We start from the raw sequence: 17,214 nt of genomic DNA on the forward strand, positions 1-17,214 counted from the left end.
CATGCAAGGAATATGCAAATGGTATAAATTAGGTGAACACGTTCACCAAGTACTCGATAATGTTAATTTTGCGGTTAAGCCTGGTGAGCTAGTATCGATCATGGGCGCATCGGGATCGGGAAAATCTACGCTGATGAATATTATAGGTTTGCTTGATCGGCCTAGTTCAGGCGTATATAAATTAAATGGGCAAGATGTCAGCCAAATTAATCACAGCGAATTGGCTCGTATTCGCAATCAAACGATGGGCTTTGTATTTCAACAATTTTTTTTATTACCTCGTTTAAGTGCCTTGCAAAATGTGGCATTACCTTTGCAATATTCTCCACATTATATTGCTCACCAACGCGAAGTTTGTTTTTCGATGTTGGAAAAAGTAGGCATGGAAAAATATGCTAAACAAAAGCCGCATCAATTATCGGGCGGTCAACAACAACGCGTTGCTATTGCACGTGCGTTGATTTTGCATCCGTCAGTGTTATTAGCCGATGAGCCCACAGGAGCCTTGGATTCTAAAATTGGCCAAGAAGTCATGAATTTATTTATTGAGTTAAATCGCCAAGATAAAGTCACCACCGTGATCATTACCCACGATGCCAAAATTGCCGATCAATGTGATCGTGTGGTGCATGTTCAAGATGGAAAAATTGTGGATTAAGGAAAATTCTATGCTCATTATTCCTTACATACGTGAAGCATTTGCAAATTTGCTGTCTTCAAAATTGCGTTCAATTTTAGCCATTATTGGAATATTAGTTGGAACAGGTTCCGTGGTGGCAATGGTTTCCAGTGGACAATTAGCCACTGAAGCCGCGCTCGCACAATTTAAAGCATTAGGTACTAATTTATTATCACTGGCTATTTATGGCGGTCAAGATAGTCAACAAGATTCTGCCAAAGAAAAACCATTTGGTATTAATGAAGCATTAAATATAAAAAACGCCGATCCACAAATTCGTTTGGTCGCTCCCTATGTGATTTTGTTTCAAACGGTCACGTTTCAAGGGCACGTCTTAAATAATGGCGGATTAATTGGTAGTGAAGAAAATTTACAAGAAGCGATTAAAATTTCGCTCTCACAAGGGCGATTTATTACTCATTTGGATAATAATAATAATTTCTGTGTGATTGGTGCCAATGTCTATCGCGCGATTCGACAATTTACTATTCAAAATGTTATAGGTAAACAATTACGGATCGGAGATAATATTTTTACCATCATCGGTGTTGCTGATCAATGGCAGGAAAACTCGTTTTTTAACGAAGATATTAATGATGCGATTCTTATTCCGATATCGACGGCTTTAATCATGAGTAAATATGCTCATATTCAAAATATTGTGATGCGTTTAAATCCTAATGCTAACATCGATGCCGTTCATGATGCGATCACAACTTATATTAATCGTGTTTCCCCAGGAAAAAATATTTTTGTCCGTAGCGCACAACAAATTATTGACTCAATGGTCAAACAAAAACGTATTTATACTATTTTACTGGGATTGATTGGGGGTATTTCACTATTAGTAGGTGGAATTGGGGTGATGAATATTATGTTGGTATCGGTGGTTGAGCGTAAACGCGAAATTGGCATTCGCAAAGCCGTAGGCGCAAATCGTTTTGATATTTGCATGTTATTTTTATTCGAAGCCATTACCTTAGCCTTAGTCGGCGGGTTTGCGGGAGTGATTTTAGGGGTTATTATTTCTTATATTATTGCTAATTTTGCCCAGTGGCATTTTCAAATTTTCTTGTTACCACCCACCATTGGCTTTACCGTTTCTGTGGCCACCGGAATATTTTTTGGTTTTTATCCCGCATTTAAAGCTGCTGATTTAGATCCAATCGAGGCATTACGCACGGAATAGCAGGCTAATATCAAACGCACCAAAATGAGAAAATGCATTTTAGTGCGCCACATTTAGAGACATTAGTGACGCACCAAAGTGAGAAAACACATTTGGGTGCGTTTAATTCAGCCTTATTTATAACGCACCAAATCGAGAAAATGCATTTTAGTGCGTTTACATCCATGGTATAGTAAACGCAGCAAATGGTGTGGGAGATTAGACGTGGATAGCATTTTCATTGGCAGACAAGCAGAACTCAAGGATTTACAACAACTTAACCGGCGTAAGGTCGCAAATTTAGTCATCATCCAGGGACGACGGCGGATTGGTAAAAGTCGCCTGATTGCTGAATTCGCTAAGGGGCAAACGTTTTATTGTTTCACTGGCATGGCGCCTAGTCCCGATACCACACCACAGATGCAACTCGACGAATTCGCCAGGCAATATGCTGAGCAGTTTCATTTGCCACGCTTTTTGATGAACGATTGGGGAGACCTTTTTACTTTGTTATATAAGTCAGTGGCTAATGACAAAGTAGTCATTTTATTTGATGAGATTTCCTGGATGGGATCACTAGATCCTACTTTTCTCGCTAAATTAAAAAATGCTTGGGATACGCAATTTAAAAAAAATCCTAAATTGATGTTGGTATTATGTGGTTCGGTTTCATCTTGGATTGAAAAAAATATTATTAGCAGTACGTTATTTCTAGGGCGTCCTTCACTTTATATGAAGCTTAATGAGCTTTCATTGCCAGAATGTAACGAATTTTGGAAAGGAGTTAAACATAAAGTAACTGCCTATGAAAAATTTAAATTATTAGCAGTGACTGGAGGTGTTCCAAGATATTTAGAATTGATCGATCCTCATCTGACTGCAGAAGAAAATATCAGACATCTATGTTTTACACCCAATGCGCCACTCGTGGATGAATTTGAGCGCATTTTCTCCGACATTTTTGGAAATCGTAGTGAAATGTATAAAAAAATTATTCAAAGACTGGTGATTGGTCAAGCAACGTTAGATGAAATATTAGCAAGTTGCGGAAGAGAAAAAACGGGAGATTTTAGTGAATATTTAAATGATTTAGAATTAGCAGGATTTGTAGCACGGGATTTTACTTGGCATTTAAAAAATGGTAAGCAATCAAAATTGAGCCATTATCGGCTTAAAGACAATTATGTTCGGTTTTATTTGAAATACCTAGAACCCAATAAAGCGAAAATTAATAAGGGACTTTTTAGAAAGCAATCAGTAACTTCCTTACCCGCTTGGGAAAGTATTATGGGTTTACAATTTCAAAATCTTATTTTAAATAATGATCTCGGAATCATTCAAAAGTTAGCTATACCGTTTGAAGATGTGGTTTTTGTTAATCCTTTTTTTCAGCGAAAAACGAAACAGCAAGCAGGATGTCAAATTGATTTATTGATCCAAACCAAATTTAATTGTGCCTTTGTGTGTGAGATCAAATTTCATAAGTCAGAACTAAATACTTCAATTATTAATGAAGTGGATGAAAAAATTAAGAAATTAAAACTACCCAAAAATTTTTCGTATCGCCCCGTCCTAATCCATGTCAATGGCATTCGAGATGCGCTGAAAGAAGAAGGTTATTTTTCCAATATTATTGATTTCGGAGAGATTCTCCTCGGTAATTGAGATTGAAAAAATGAATCCCACAATCAGGTACCACCGGCATGGCCGCTAGTACCTGATTTTATCTAATGAGAGGTGATGAGTGCAGGAGTTTCGCACTTTCAGTGCGCTACTCTTTTCTGAATTGATTTCTTATGCAATCACCGGTTGTAATTTTCCAGCAGAATACAATTGATACATGGCCTCCATGCTTAAGACTTTTATTTTGCCCGCATGTCCTGCGCTACCAAACGCTTCAAAACGTGCGATACAAATTTCACTCATGGCTTTAATCGTTTCTTGTAAATATTTACGTGGATCAAATTCGCTGGGATTTTTCGCCAGAAAACGCCGAATAGCGCCGGTGGAAGCTAAACGCAAATCAGTATCAATATTAATTTTTCTTACTCCATGACGAATGCCTTCTTGAATTTCAGCAACAGGCACACCATAGGTTTCGGGAATTTTTCCGCCGTATTCATTAATAATTTCTAGCCATTCTTGCGGCACCGAAGAAGAACCATGCATCACTAAATGCGTGTTGGGAATGCGTCGATGAATTTCTTTTAACCGAGCAATGGCTAAAACATCGCCGGTGGGTGGACGAGAAAATTTATATGCGCCATGACTGGTGCCAATGGCAATGGCTAAAGCATCGACGTGGGTTTGTTTGACAAAATCGGCAGCTTGCTCTGGATCCGTGAGTAATTGATCGCGATGTAATTTACCACTGGCACCCGATCCATCTTCTTCTGCGGCTTCGCCAGTTTCTAACGATCCTAAACAACCTAATTCACCCTCTACGGAAACACCACACGCATGCGCCATATCCACGGCTTGTTGAGTAATTTTGACATTATAGTCATAACTCGCGGGTGTTTTCATATCTTCCATTAACGATCCATCCATCATCACAGAAGAAAATCCTAATTGAATAGAACGTTGACACACCGCAGGAGATGCGCCGTGATCTTGATGCATGCAAACAGGAATATCTGGAAATTCTTCGAGTGCGGCATCCATTAAATGTTTAATAAAACGTGGACCCGCGTATTTTCTGGCACCAGCCGAGGCTTGCACAATCACCGGTGATTGGGTGCGCTCGGCAGCTTCCATAATTGCACGCATTTGTTCTAAATTATTGACATTAAATGCGGGAACACCATAATGATGTTCAGCGGCGTGATCGAGTAATTGGCGTAACGTAATTAAGGGCATAAATAACTCCTAACAAATTTAATAAACATTTCCCACTTCAACAATTTTTAATGAATTGGTGTGGCCGTGTTGACCTAATAAATCACCGCGCGTAATAATCACCCAATCGCCTTTTTGCACGATGTTGCGTTTTTCTAATTCAGCAACCGCTGCGCGATTGACTTCTTCTGGTGACATGGTGGATAAATCAAATTTTACCGGATAGACCCCACGATATAAATTTATTTTTTGTAAGGTTTGATCACTACGGGTTAATCCATAAATTGGAATTCCTGAACGAATGCGCGACATCCACAAAGGCGTCGACCCCGATTCTGTTAAAGCAATAATACTTTTAATATTATAATGATTCGCACAATACATGGTAGACATGGCGATGGCTTCATCAAAACGTTTAATTTCAACTTCCATACGATTTCTGGATTGTAAATTAATGCGATTTTTTTCGGCACCTAAACAAATACGGCTCATTGCTTGAATGACTTTTACCGGATTGTGTCCGGTTGCGGTTTCTGCCGATAACATCACGCAATCGGTGCCATCTAATACCGCATTCGCAACGTCGAATACTTCGGCACGTGTAGGAATTGGGTTAGCGATCATGGATTCCATCATTTGTGTAGCGGTGATCACCGGTTTATTGCGATAGCGGCATTGATGAATAATGTGTTTTTGCACCGCAGGTAATTCGGCATCACCAATTTCAACGCCTAAATCACCACGCGCCACCATGACCCCATCGCTGGCATCAATAATTTCATCGATAGCAGTAATGGCTTCGACACGTTCCACTTTGGCAATTACACCAGCGGTGGAACCGGCTTGTGTTAATAACTGTTTGGCTTCTAAAACATCTTCAGCATTGCGTGGAAAAGATAAGGCTAAATAATCGGTGCCTAATTCTACGGCAATGTTTAAATCGGCTTTATCTTTATCGGTTAATGCTTTTGCCGATAATCCGCCACCTTGGCGATTAATGCCTTTATTATTCGATAATTCGCCATCGACTAAAACTTCGCAGTAAATTTTTTGATCGTGAACTTTATCGACTACAAATTCCATTAAGCCATCGTTTAATAATAAAATATCGCCAGCTCTGACATCATTAGGTAATTCTTTATAATCAATTCCGACTTGCAATTCATCGCCAGCATTGACCTCTAAATTAGCATCTAAAATAAATTTAGCGCCTTTTTTTAGAGTAATTTTATTATTTTTAAAACGCGCAATGCGAATTTTAGGGCCTTGTAAATCAGACAAAACGCTAATGTGTTTTTGATGTTTTTTTGCCAATTCTCGCACCATTTGAATGCGTTTCGCGTGATCCTCTTTACTGCCGTGAGAAAAGTTGAGGCGCACCACATCCAATCCGGCTTTGATCATATTTTCTAAAACCATGGGATCATCAGTTGCAGGGCCTAAGGTTGCAATAATTTTTGTTCGTCTAAGCATGATGAAATTCCTTCGCACGTTGTTGTAAAATGGCGACGGCGGGTAACGTTTTTCCTTCAATAAATTCTAAAAATGCCCCACCACCCGTGGAAATATAAGAAATATTTTTCGCTATATTAAACTTATCAATTGCGGCTAACGTATCACCACCACCAGCAATAGAAAATGCTGAAGAATGGGCAATTGCTTTAGCAAGTGCAGCAGTCCCTTCACTAAACTGCGGAAATTCAAACACGCCCACTGGACCATTCCATAAAATGGTATGAGCTTTATTGATTAATTCGGTAAATTGAGCACGCGTTTGTGGCCCAATATCTAAAATTAAATCATTATCGGCCACTTCAGTGACGGATTTAATGGCAAATGGCGCATCGGCGGCAAAAGCTTTAGCAGTAACCACGTCAACAGGTAATGGAATAGTAATTTTAGATAATAATTTTTTGGCAGTGGGAATTAAATCAACTTCTACCAAAGATTTTCCAATTGGAAAATCTTTAGCAGCTAAAAAAGTATTGGCAATGCCTCCACCGACAATTAAATGATCGACGATAGTGGAAAGTGAATCTAATAAGGCTAATTTTGTTGATACTTTTGCACCACCCACAATTGCAACTACGGGTTTTTTTGGATTATCGAGCGCTTTGCTTAATGCTGTTAATTCCGCTTCTAATAATGGACCTGCACACGCAATCGGTGCAAATTTGGCAACCCCATGCGTCGATGCTTGGGCGCGATGAGCGGTGGCAAAAGCATCCATCACAAAAATATCACATAAATTGGCGAGTTGTTGTGCTAAATTATCGTCATCTTTATTTTCACCGACATAAAAACGAATATTTTCTAATAAAACAATTTGGCCAGGTTGTAATGTTACGCCCGCTTGCCAATCTGTGATTAAAGACACTTCTTGTTGCAGCGCTTGCGATAAATAATTAGCAATAGGTTGTAATGAAAATTCAGGATTAAATTCCCCTTCTTGGGGACGGTCTAAATGTGATACTAGAATAATATTGGCACCTCGTTGCTGCAATAATTTAATCGTAGGCAGTGCTGCTTCTAAACGTTTAGTATTAGTAATGACGCCATTTTGTAATGGGACGTTAAAATCTTCACGAACTAGCACCCGTTTATTGCGAACATCAACATCATCTACGACAATAGTATGCATTTTCTCGTTTCCATAATATTTTAAATGAGGGGCATTCTAACCTAAACTTGATGAAATTGTCAGGAGCGTATATTGTTTTGTTTTTTCAACTTATACTTTTAGGAAAATAATGAAAACCATCATCGAACCTTTTCGGATTAAAAGCGTAGAACCCATCCGCATGACTACTCGCGAAGAACGTCAAGAATTATTACGCCGCGTGGATTACAACTTATTTGGTCTACAATCTCAAGATGTGATAATTGATTTATTAACGGACTCTGGTACGTCGGCGATGAGTGCGGAGCAGTGGGCAGCCTTACAACGCGGTGATGAAAGTTATGCAGGTTCCGCCTCGTTTTATCGTTTTGTTGAAAGCGTTCAAGAATTAATGCCGTTTCGTCACATTATTCCTACTCATCAAGGTCGTGCCGCAGAACGAATTTTAATGTCGATTGTGGGTGGCGAAGGAAAACGCATTCCCAATAATACCCATTTTGATACCACACGCGCGAATATTGAGGCCACACACGCGCTCGCGGAAAATCTCGCTATTGCAGAAAGTAATCAACCTAATACCTTGCATCCGTTTAAAGGTAATATGGATATTGAAAAATTGGATGCGTATTTAGCGCAATATTCACAGCAAGTTCCATTAGTCATGATTACGATCACCAATAATGCCGGTGGTGGTCAACCGGTTTCATTAGCCAATATTCGCGAAACCAAACGTATTTGTGAAAAACACGGTAAATTATTATTTATCGATGGTTGTCGTTTTGCTGAAAATGCGTATTTTATTAAATTACGTGAAGCAGGGTATGAAAATAAGCCTATTAAAGAAATTGTGCGTGAAATTTTTTCTTATGCAGATGGCATGACCATGAGTGCTAAAAAAGATGCCTTTGCCAATATCGGTGGATGGCTGGCATTAAATGACGATCAATTAGCCGAACAATGCCGCAATGAATTAGTGATTAGCGAAGGTTTTCCAACCTATGGTGGTTTAGCTGGACGCGATTTGGATGCCATTGCGCAAGGTTTAAAAGAAATTGTCGCAGAAGATTATTTGCATTATCGACTTCGCACCGCGCAATACCTGGGCGATGCGTTAGAAAAAATTGGAGTGCCACACATTAAACCCGTGGGCGCACATGCGGTTTATGTGGATGCTCGTGCCATGTTGCCGCATATCGATCCTTTAGATTATCCAGGACAAGCGCTCTGTATCGCATTATATGAAATCGGTGGTGTTCGGGCATGTGAAATTGGTAGTGTAGTATTTGGTAAACAACCCGATGGCAGCGAAAAACCCGCAGACATGGATTTGGTACGGTTAGCATTTCCACGTCGAGCTTATACGCAAAGTCATTTTGATTATGTCATCGAATGTTTGCAGGAATTATATTGCCAGCGTGAAAAATTACGTGGGGTAAAAATTGTTTGGCAACCGCGTTTTTTACGTCATTTTACCGCGAAATTTTCACCACTCTAAACAGGAGTTTCGCACCAGTGCGCTACTCCTGGTTATAACAAAGTTATGGTAGTTTATGAAAAGTTATGGTAGTTTATAAAAAATTCATAACATTAGCTAAGATTGTTATATATGGATCCACGCACTAACCCATATGCCCCTGGCGCAGGTACGCAACCACCCGAGTTGGCGGGGCGAGAGGACATTATCGAAAAAGCGGCTATTGCCTTAGATCGTTGCCGCAACGGGCTATCTGCGCGGGGAATTGTTTTGGTCGGATTGCGTGGAGTGGGAAAAACCGTATTGTTAAATCGAATTGCTCAAGAAGCACAAGCTAACGATTTTGCGGTAGTAACAATTGAAACACCTGAAAAACGCTCATTACCTGCATTACTTATACCAGCATTACGCGCCGTATTATTGAGACTTAATCGCGTAGCCGCCATGGGTCAATTAGCCCAAAAAGCATTGCGAGTACTGGGTGGTTTTGTGACAGCAATGAAAGTGAAATATGATGATGTCGAGTTTGGAGTCGATCTAGGTAAACAACCAGGTATTGCGGATTCCGGCGATTTGGAACATGATTTAGTAGAACTTTTCCTTGAAATAGGAAAAACAGTTCAAGCTCACCATACGGCCTTGGCATTATTTATCGATGAAATTCAGTATATTAAAGAAGATCAATTTGCGGCATTAATTATGGCACTGCATAAATGCGCGCAACAACGCCTTCCTGTATTATTAATTGGAGCGGGATTACCACAATTAGTGGGGCAAGCAGGGCGTGCAAAATCCTACGCTGAACGCTTATTTGAATATCCTGAAATTGGCCCTTTAAGTGAAATTGCTGCAAAAGCAGCGCTTGAAGTGCCGGCCAAAAAGCTGAAAGTTAAGTTTGCAAAAGTTGCCTTGGACGAAATTTTAAAACAAACACAATCCTACCCCTATTTTATTCAAGAGTGGGGTAAACACAGTTGGCAAGTGGCGCAACGATCACCTATTACACTTAACGATGTAAAGTTAGCGACAGAGTTAGCCATCACTGAACTTGATATGAGTTTTTTCCGTGTGCGTTTTGATCGTTTAACACCTCAAGAAAAAAAATATCTGAGGGCGATGGCTGAATTAGATTTAAATTTACGCCGTTCGGGCGATATTGCGCATTTGCTAAAACGTGAAGTCCAAGCCGTGGCACCAACCCGTGCAAGTTTAATTGCCAAAGGAATGATTTATAGCCCAGCGCACGGCGATAATGCGTTTACTGTGCCTTTATTTAGTGATTATATAAAGCGAGTAATTCCAGAATTAGAAATACTCTGATGACCATGTAAAATTTCCAATCTTGGCCTGATCAAGTGCTGATTCCTTGCGCTTCAGCGTGGGGTAACATCCGTGAAAGTACATGTCACCGTTGCTCCTGGCCCTGTCATGATAGGAGGATTGGCGTGAACAATCATTGAAATGGCTTGAGGCTGCCCAGTTGTATTCTGTAAAGGAAGTCCTGACGGATATGGAGGAGTTCCCGATAAGTTTATTACCGTACTAGAAAAGTCACCTAGTCGAAAACACGTACCAGCAACGATGGGGGAGGATGCTACACTTAATGATACACCGTTAAAAGGAGCGTTTATTTGGCAATTGTAAGTGTAGTTTACATCAGGCCCAAGTTGCCCAAAAATATGTGATCTACCCTTCACTGAGCATTGGGCTGTCGCATTCATACCATCGACCGGAATGTCTGTACAAGAATCGGGTATTGGTGGATTAGCCATGGTGGTTATGTTGCCAGTCATAGAATTCATAGAAGGAAGTGTGATAGTAATAGGGCCAGCCGTGCAATCAACTGGTGCATCCGCTGCTAGTGACATGGAACTTAAAGACGTCAAACCTAAAATCATGATACAAGCAGCAATGGTTTTCATTATCCTATCCTATTTTTTGTTTAATTATTTAAACTATAGCATAAATCATGATTTGTGAATACTTGCGTCTTGCGTTTTGCAACTTACGGCGTTCTATCATAAAACTTTCTCCTGCGGCCAAACAGCAAGATACTGTAACACATTGATTTAAAATTTTTTTATTTAGGGGTAATTGATAGGTGCTATGGTAAATGAGAAACCTCCATGGAACACCGAGAATATCACCAACCCACTCGTAGCACTTGACCGGTTTGCAAACCTTCGACACATTTCTCAAAGGCCGCTGCAACCACTTGCGCTTCTACCGGCGGATAACCGCGGAAATACGTTTCATACGCCGGCAAGGATTCTTTGACTACCGTGGGACTGACTAAATTAATGCGTAAACTACGCGGCATTTCAATGGCGGCACCGGTCACAAATCCTTCTAACGCCCCATTTACCATCGCAGCTGAAACGCCATAGCGAATGGGATCGCGATTTAACAAGCCACTAATCAGGGTAAATGAACCTCGATCGTTTACATGATTGAGACCGTGTAAGACTAAATTCACTTGTCCCATTAATTTATTCTCTAAACCAATTTTGAATAACTCCGGTGTCATAGCGGTTAAGTCGTCGAAATGGACGAGCCCTGCGGCACACACCACGGCATCGACCGACCCAATTTTTTCATAGAGGGTTTTAATTGAATGTGCGTCGCTTAAATCCACTTGCGCATCACCGGAATGGGCATTGGCGACGACAATTTGGTGACGTTCACTTAAGTTTTTAACAATCGCCTGACCAATTGTGCCCGATCCGCCTACCACTAATATTTTCATGATTGTCTCCTTAAATTAATAAATTCTGGCTTAAGCTCATGAGCTTCGGTATACTTTCTGCCTTTCTAATCTTAAGTAATCAAACCATGGATCATCAAGTTATCGAATTTATTCATAATCACTGGGTGCTGGTTGCTATGGCCATAACCCTGATGATAATTATTATCGCTTATGAATTCATTTCAGCACAAGGCGGCGGGCAGAAGGTTTCCACCGCAGAAGCCATTCGATTAATCAACAGTAGCGATGCTGTAATTCTCGACATACGGGATGAATCGGTATTTAAACAGGGGCATGTGTTAAATGCGTTGCACTTTCAGGCCAACGACGTTGAGAAGCAAATCAAAAAATTAAATAAACATCGTGAAAAACCCATCATCATTTGCGATCAATATGGTCAGCAGGCAGCTAAATTTGTTAAACAATTAAAAGCGCAAGGTTTCACCGACGTACGAATATTACAAGGTGGTATGCAAGCTTGGCAAAGTGAAAATTTGCCTATGGTTACAGAATAAGTTAGCCTTATTATTTTGAGTGGATAAAAAATCATGGCAGAAATTATTATTTATACCAAAAGTACCTGTCCTTATTGCATACGGGCACGCCAATTATTGCAGCAAAAAAATGCAACATTTACCGAGATTAGTGTGGATAATGATCCTGAAAAACGCCGTGAGATGGAACAACTCAGTAACCGCCATACGGTTCCACAAATTTTTATCAACCAACAACACATTGGTGGTTGCGACGATTTATACGCGCTCGATAGTGAAGGTAAATTAGACGAATTACTAGCTTAATTTTTACAAGGGGAAATAATCATGGTGAATGATGCTAACACTGATAATAAACCAGAATTTGCAATTCAACGAATTTATGTCAAAGATTTATCCTTTGAATCTCCCAATGCACCAGAAGTATTTCGTGGTGAATGGAAACCTGAAGTTAAATTTGAATTGAATACATCGCATAATGAATTAAGCGATAACAATTACGAAGTCACTTTAGCAGTAACTGTCACGGCAGAAGTTGACAAAAAAGTGGCATTTTTAGTGGAAGTAAAACAGTCTGGAATTTTCACTATTTCAGGCATCGAGGGCGAACAAAAAGAAGGAATTCTTGGTAGTTTCTGCCCAACCATTTTATTTCCTTATTTGCGCGAAACGGTTTCCGATATCGTCACACGCGGCAGCTTCCCACAACTGTATTTAGCTCCCATTAATTTCGATGCTGTGTATGCAGAGCATTTGAAACAAAAGAAAAATGGTGGGCAATAATAATTTGTCTTCATCCATTGCAGTGCTTGGCGCAGGTTCTTGGGGAACTGCGCTAGCCATTGCCTTGGCGCGTAAACATCATCAGGTTTTTTTGTGGGGGCGCGATGCGTCACACATCGCCAACTTACAACAGACCGGTTGTAATCAAAAATATTTACCCAATGCAAATTTTCCAGCGAATTTAATTCCACATGCCGATCTTGAATGGGTATTACAACACGTTGTTGGCGTGTTAATTGTGATCCCTTCTCATGGTTTCAGCGCTTGTTTGGCTCAATTAAAACCGTTGCTAAAAAAACATCATCAACTTGCTTTCGCAACCAAGGGGCTCGATCCTGATTCAGGAAAATTTTTACATGAATTGGTGATTGAGTATTTAGGGCAACGCGATATCGCGGTTTTATCGGGGCCTTCTTTTGCTGCGGAAGTTGCTGAACAAAAACCCACGGCAGTGACCATTGCAGCTAATTCTCTTCGTTATGCGCAACAATGGCAGGCGTATTTTCATACGCCGTATTTTCGCGTATATACCTCAACCGATTTAGTGGGTGTTGCGATTGGTGGTGCGGTTAAGAATGTTTTAGCAATTGCCGTCGGGATCAGTGATGGTTTAGGGTTTGGCATGAATGCGCGTGCTGGATTAATGACGCGTGGATTTACCGAAATGCGGCGTTTAGGTAAAGCATTAGGCGCAGAAGAAGAAACACTCTTAAATTTAGCTGGATTAGGCGATTTAATTTTAACCTGTAGCGATAATCAATCGCGTAATCGACGATTTGGTATCGCCTTAGGCGAAGGGAAATCTCTGATTGAAGCGAAACAAATGATAGCTAGAACCATTGAGGGAATTAATACTAGCCAAGAAATTTTTCAATTAGCGACGCAATACCAGATTGAAATGCCGATCTGCGAACAAGTTTTCCAAGTATTATATCACCACCAAACCGTGCAAAAAGCAGTGCAAACGTTATTAGCTCGTATTCCTAAAGATGAAAATTGACGTAGCTGTAGCCTGGAACGGAGCGCAGCGGAGATCCAGGATCCAGAGCATCTTTAAAACACCGATCCTGGATCTCCGCTGCGCTGCGTTCCAGGCTACCCTGCGCTGCGTTCCAGGTTACACTGCGCTCTGTTCCAGGCTACATCAATTAATTAAATCCTAGCTGGCGCCAGGCTTCAAATAAAATAATCGCGCAGGCATTGGATAAATTTAAACTGCGATTATTGGGTTTCATGGGAATGCGGATACAGGTATTTTGCTGATTAAACTGCTCAATTATATTATTAGGCAAACCACGCGTCTCTGCGCCAAATAATAAAATATCATTGTCTTGATAATTCACCTCGGTATACATTTTTTTACCCTTTGTCGAACAGGCAAAAATTCGTTGCGAGGAAGTTTGCAAAAAAAATTCATCGATAGTTTCATGAATCTTAACATTGGCTAAATCATGATAATCTAATCCAGCGCGACGTAATTGTTTATCTTCTAAGGCAAATCCTAGCGGTTTAATTAAATGTAAATGAGCACCACAATTAGCACATAAACGAATAATATTTCCCGTATTGGGAGGGATTTCAGGTTCTAATAAAGCAACGTGTACCATTAGTTTGTGTCAATCCCGCTTAAGACATCCTCTTCTTCCGCACTAGTGGCATGATTTTCGCTGGTGGCAGTCGTGGTTGAACGAGCGTAATTTTGCTGGATCATTTTTTGTCGACGTTGGAAATAAGCGTCGCGGAAAAACACATACGGATCAAGTGCTGCTTGATCGACAACTTCTTCAGCACTGAGCAAACTGGCGCGATAATTTAATCCGTCCAAGGCTAATAGTGAATAAGTGACTTTCGATTTTAAATGAGGATAAATGGTAAAGGCATAATAATCGACTGGAATGCCGATGGCATCGCGCACTGTACTGGGGCCGAGAAACGGGATCACTAAATAGGGTGAGCGAGTCCAACCCCAGCGTGCTAAGGTTAAACCAAAATCTTCGCTATGCGGTTTTAATCCCATGTGTTTTGCCGTATCGAAAATTCCACCCACACCAATGGTGGAATTAATGGCAAAGCGACCAGTATCATGCAGAGCTTGTGCTGGATTTATTTGTAATAAATCATTCGCAACAGTAGGAATTTCCGCTAAATTATTAAAAACATTGGTAACCCCTGCGCGCACCGTCCATGGTAATAATTTTTGATAAACTTCGGCAACGGGTTTTAAAAATGTGGTATCGAGATCTTCGTTGAATTGATAACTTTGACGATTAAATGCTTCGTAGGGATCACTGGGATCTTGAGGGGAATTCTTTACGGTGGCGCAAGCCGATAATACTAAACTCACCAAGCACAAACTGCATGTTGTCAGAAATGATTTCACGTTAAACCCTCACTCAAAAACCCTATGTGCTTTTGTATCAGTGATGGGCTTAAGAATCAAGACTTAAACAAATTAATCCATCGGCAAGTTTAGGATCGAACCAGGTGGACTTCGGTGGCATAATCGCGCCCTGATCGGCAATTGTCATTAATTCCTCAATGCTGGTGGGATAAAGGCTAAATCCAGCTACCGCTTCGCCGCCATCAACTAAATCTTCAATGTCATCGATACTGTGTTGACCACCCACAAACTCAAGGCGTTGATCAGTCCGCGAATCCATAATGCCTAAAATATCTTGTAAAATATGACGATCTAATAAACTGACCGCTAATTTCGCGATAGGATCGGCATGTTTGATTAATTGTTCTGGGAACTCTAAACGGAACCAACGTGAATCGAGATATAAACCGATTTCAAGGGGATGTTTAGGCGTAATTGCCTCATCTTCTTCGTGGATATCGCAAATTTCTTCAATGCGTTTTAAAAAATCGGAATAAGTTAATTGACCGAAATTTAATACTAGACGATTATAACTTAAAATTTTTAATTGATCGCTTGGGAATAAGGCCGCTAAAAAATAATTATGTGCGCCATGTTGATGCTTTAAATTTTTTGCTCGCATTTCTGCAACTTGTGCGGCGGCAGCCGTGCGATGATGCCCATCGGCAATATATAAAAAATTAATATTATTAAATAATAAGCTTATTTGGTGAATAATATTAGGATTATCAATGACCCAAAATTCGTGCTGTATTTCATCATCATCAAAGGTGGAAAAGTTGGGGGCTTGTTGTGTAATAATCGTGGTGATTAAATCGTTAATTTTCGGTTGTGAACGATAGGTGAGTAATACCGGTGAAACTTGCGCATTAACAGAAGTAATATGCCGCACGCGATCCAATTCTTTGGCGGGTCGGGTTAATTCGTGTTTAATCACGCGATTATTTAAATAGGCATCGATGCTAACCGCTGCCACTAAACCTGTCTGTGCATGATCATCAGTGGTTAAACGATAAAGATAATAATAGGGTTTGGGATCGGGTTGTAAAATGCCGGCTGCAAGTAGTTGCCGGTAATTTTCCATGCCTTTGGCGTAGACACGTGGATCGTATTGATCGATATCAAAGCTTAAATCGATTTCAGGTTTTGAAACATGCAAAAAATTCCACGGCCGATTGCGGGCAAAATCGTAAGCTTCAATACGATTAATGACATCATAGGGTGGAGCAATGATTTCATCGACATATTCGCTTAACGGGCGAATACCAGCAAATGGGTTAACTAAATTCATAAATCCCTTACTCACTTTTTCCTTTTATTAAGCTTAGCATGAGAACAGGAGTTTCGCACTTTCAGTGCGAAACTCCTGGAGAATAAAATAGCGCAAAAATCCAGGGCGTGTTGACAATTTTATTGTGCTGGCGGTATCTCGTTAATTTATGGTGTTTCGTTGTTCATTTTTCTGCGTGTCAAGGTTACGCTAGTGTGCAAAAATCAACGAGCTATGGCTCATTACAACGAATTGTCAACACCCCTACCACAGCGACATTTTGTGCATTATTCTTGATGTTCTTGATGATTCAACGCAATTTCAACTTGCTCTTGCACGCGACGACGAAATTCTAAGGGTTTTTCAATTAATGAATAACGATCGCGCGTGCCTCCCGTACCACACACAATAATCGTACCATAATTAAAAATACGTCCTAAAATTCCCTGATCAACTTGAATGCCTTCAATTTTTTGTAAAAATGTTTCGACCGATTGACGACGAATAAAACCAATTTTAACTAAAACGCGTTTATTGGTGAGGGCAAATTCAGAAGTGGTATAGCGGATCAGTGATTTTAGAAAATCATAAATCGCGACTATAAAGGTAATAATTCCAATCAATGCTAAGAGCTTATGCAAAGAAACTAATATTAAAGTAAGTGCTAACCAAATACACGCGGTGAAAAAAATAATTTTATGTGTTTTAGCGCGATACAACACATGTTCACTGACTAATAAATTATTATCAATATAACTCATA

Annotated in this window: 18 protein-coding genes; 9 read left to right on the plus strand and 9 right to left on the minus strand. The window is 40.2% G+C overall.

What is annotated here, in order from left to right; all coding sequences use genetic code 11:
- Window position 1: 1 nt before the first annotated feature.
- From KIT27_02595 to KIT27_02605, 3 genes are all read left to right on the plus strand, one after another.
- Entirely contained in the window at window positions 2-658 is a 657-nt protein-coding gene (locus KIT27_02595) for an ABC transporter ATP-binding protein (protein MCW5588532.1), read from the plus strand.
- A 10-nt stretch (window positions 659-668) separates the two neighbouring features.
- Window positions 669-1,868: an ABC transporter permease gene (locus tag KIT27_02600; GenBank protein ID MCW5588533.1), complete on the plus strand. Its 1,200-nt coding sequence runs from the start codon at window positions 669-671 to the stop codon at window positions 1,866-1,868.
- Window positions 1,869-2,072: 204 nt separating this feature from the next.
- The gene (locus KIT27_02605; protein ID MCW5588534.1) at window positions 2,073-3,512 is read left to right on the plus strand and encodes an AAA family ATPase; all 1,440 of its coding nucleotides are present in this window, start codon (window positions 2,073-2,075) and stop codon (window positions 3,510-3,512) included.
- Between the two features lie 129 nt (window positions 3,513-3,641).
- On the opposite strand, the gene fba is transcribed toward KIT27_02605, so the two are convergent.
- From fba to KIT27_02620, 3 genes are read right to left on the minus strand one after another with little or no spacing between them, the layout of a single operon-like run.
- Window positions 3,642-4,706, minus strand: coding sequence for a fructose-bisphosphate aldolase class II (fba, locus tag KIT27_02610; protein ID MCW5588535.1), 1,065 nt, complete (start codon window positions 4,704-4,706; stop codon window positions 3,642-3,644).
- A gap of 18 nt (window positions 4,707-4,724) precedes the next feature.
- A complete protein-coding gene (pyk, locus tag KIT27_02615) occupies window positions 4,725-6,158 on the minus strand; it encodes a pyruvate kinase (GenBank protein MCW5588536.1) in 1,434 nt (477 codons plus the stop codon).
- Window positions 6,151-7,326 (minus strand): phosphoglycerate kinase, encoded by a 1,176-nt coding sequence (locus tag KIT27_02620; protein ID MCW5588537.1) that lies wholly within the window; start codon window positions 7,324-7,326, stop codon window positions 6,151-6,153. Before KIT27_02620 ends, pyk begins: the two co-directional genes overlap by 8 nt.
- 109 nt (window positions 7,327-7,435) lie before the next feature.
- On the opposite strand from KIT27_02620, the gene KIT27_02625 reads away from it, so the two are divergent.
- Window positions 7,436-8,800 (plus strand): tryptophanase, encoded by a 1,365-nt coding sequence (locus KIT27_02625; protein ID MCW5588538.1) that lies wholly within the window; start codon window positions 7,436-7,438, stop codon window positions 8,798-8,800.
- A 111-nt stretch (window positions 8,801-8,911) separates the two neighbouring features.
- On the plus strand, window positions 8,912-10,099 hold the full coding sequence (locus tag KIT27_02630) for an ATP-binding protein (protein MCW5588539.1): 1,188 nt from the start codon (window positions 8,912-8,914) through the stop codon (window positions 10,097-10,099).
- Between the two features lie 53 nt (window positions 10,100-10,152).
- Here the strand turns inward: KIT27_02630 and KIT27_02635 are convergent, their stop codons facing one another.
- Window positions 10,153-10,701, minus strand: a complete 549-nt coding sequence (locus KIT27_02635) for a hypothetical protein (protein MCW5588540.1) — start codon at window positions 10,699-10,701, stop codon at window positions 10,153-10,155.
- Between the two features lie 221 nt (window positions 10,702-10,922).
- Window positions 10,923-11,525: a short chain dehydrogenase gene (locus KIT27_02640; protein MCW5588541.1), complete on the minus strand. Its 603-nt coding sequence runs from the start codon at window positions 11,523-11,525 to the stop codon at window positions 10,923-10,925.
- A gap of 86 nt (window positions 11,526-11,611) precedes the next feature.
- Between KIT27_02640 and KIT27_02645 the strand changes: the two genes are divergently transcribed.
- From KIT27_02645 to KIT27_02660, 4 genes are read left to right on the plus strand one after another with little or no spacing between them, the layout of a single operon-like run.
- Window positions 11,612-12,040 carry a rhodanese-like domain-containing protein gene (locus KIT27_02645; GenBank protein MCW5588542.1) on the plus strand — a complete coding sequence of 143 codons (429 nt, stop codon included), beginning with the start codon at window positions 11,612-11,614 and terminating at the stop codon, window positions 12,038-12,040.
- A 33-nt stretch (window positions 12,041-12,073) separates the two neighbouring features.
- Complete coding sequence (gene grxC / locus KIT27_02650; protein ID MCW5588543.1) at window positions 12,074-12,325, plus strand: glutaredoxin 3; 252 nt, start codon at window positions 12,074-12,076, stop codon at window positions 12,323-12,325.
- A gap of 21 nt (window positions 12,326-12,346) precedes the next feature.
- Window positions 12,347-12,802, plus strand: coding sequence for a protein-export chaperone SecB (gene secB / locus KIT27_02655; protein MCW5588544.1), 456 nt, complete (start codon window positions 12,347-12,349; stop codon window positions 12,800-12,802).
- Window positions 12,789-13,802, plus strand: a complete 1,014-nt coding sequence (locus KIT27_02660) for an NAD(P)-dependent glycerol-3-phosphate dehydrogenase (GenBank protein ID MCW5588545.1) — start codon at window positions 12,789-12,791, stop codon at window positions 13,800-13,802. Before secB ends, KIT27_02660 begins: the two co-directional genes overlap by 14 nt.
- Window positions 13,803-13,950: 148 nt before the next feature.
- On the opposite strand, the gene trmL is transcribed toward KIT27_02660, so the two are convergent.
- From trmL to KIT27_02680, 4 genes are all read right to left on the minus strand, one after another.
- Window positions 13,951-14,409 carry a tRNA (uridine(34)/cytosine(34)/5-carboxymethylaminomethyluridine(34)-2'-O)-methyltransferase TrmL gene (gene trmL, locus KIT27_02665; protein MCW5588546.1) on the minus strand — a complete coding sequence of 153 codons (459 nt, stop codon included), beginning with the start codon at window positions 14,407-14,409 and terminating at the stop codon, window positions 13,951-13,953.
- Complete coding sequence (locus KIT27_02670; protein MCW5588547.1) at window positions 14,409-15,182, minus strand: VacJ family lipoprotein; 774 nt, start codon at window positions 15,180-15,182, stop codon at window positions 14,409-14,411. Before KIT27_02670 ends, trmL begins: the two co-directional genes overlap by 1 nt.
- Before the next feature lie 49 nt (window positions 15,183-15,231).
- A complete protein-coding gene (locus tag KIT27_02675) occupies window positions 15,232-16,473 on the minus strand; it encodes a DUF1015 domain-containing protein (protein ID MCW5588548.1) in 1,242 nt (413 codons plus the stop codon).
- Window positions 16,474-16,739: 266 nt separating this feature from the next.
- Window positions 16,740-17,213, minus strand: coding sequence for a PH domain-containing protein (locus KIT27_02680; GenBank protein MCW5588549.1), 474 nt, complete (start codon window positions 17,211-17,213; stop codon window positions 16,740-16,742).
- Window position 17,214: the final 1 nt, after the last annotated feature.

The organism is Legionellales bacterium (genome assembly GCA_026125385.1).
Lineage (GTDB): Bacteria > Pseudomonadota > Gammaproteobacteria > JAHCLG01 > JAHCLG01 > JAHCLG01.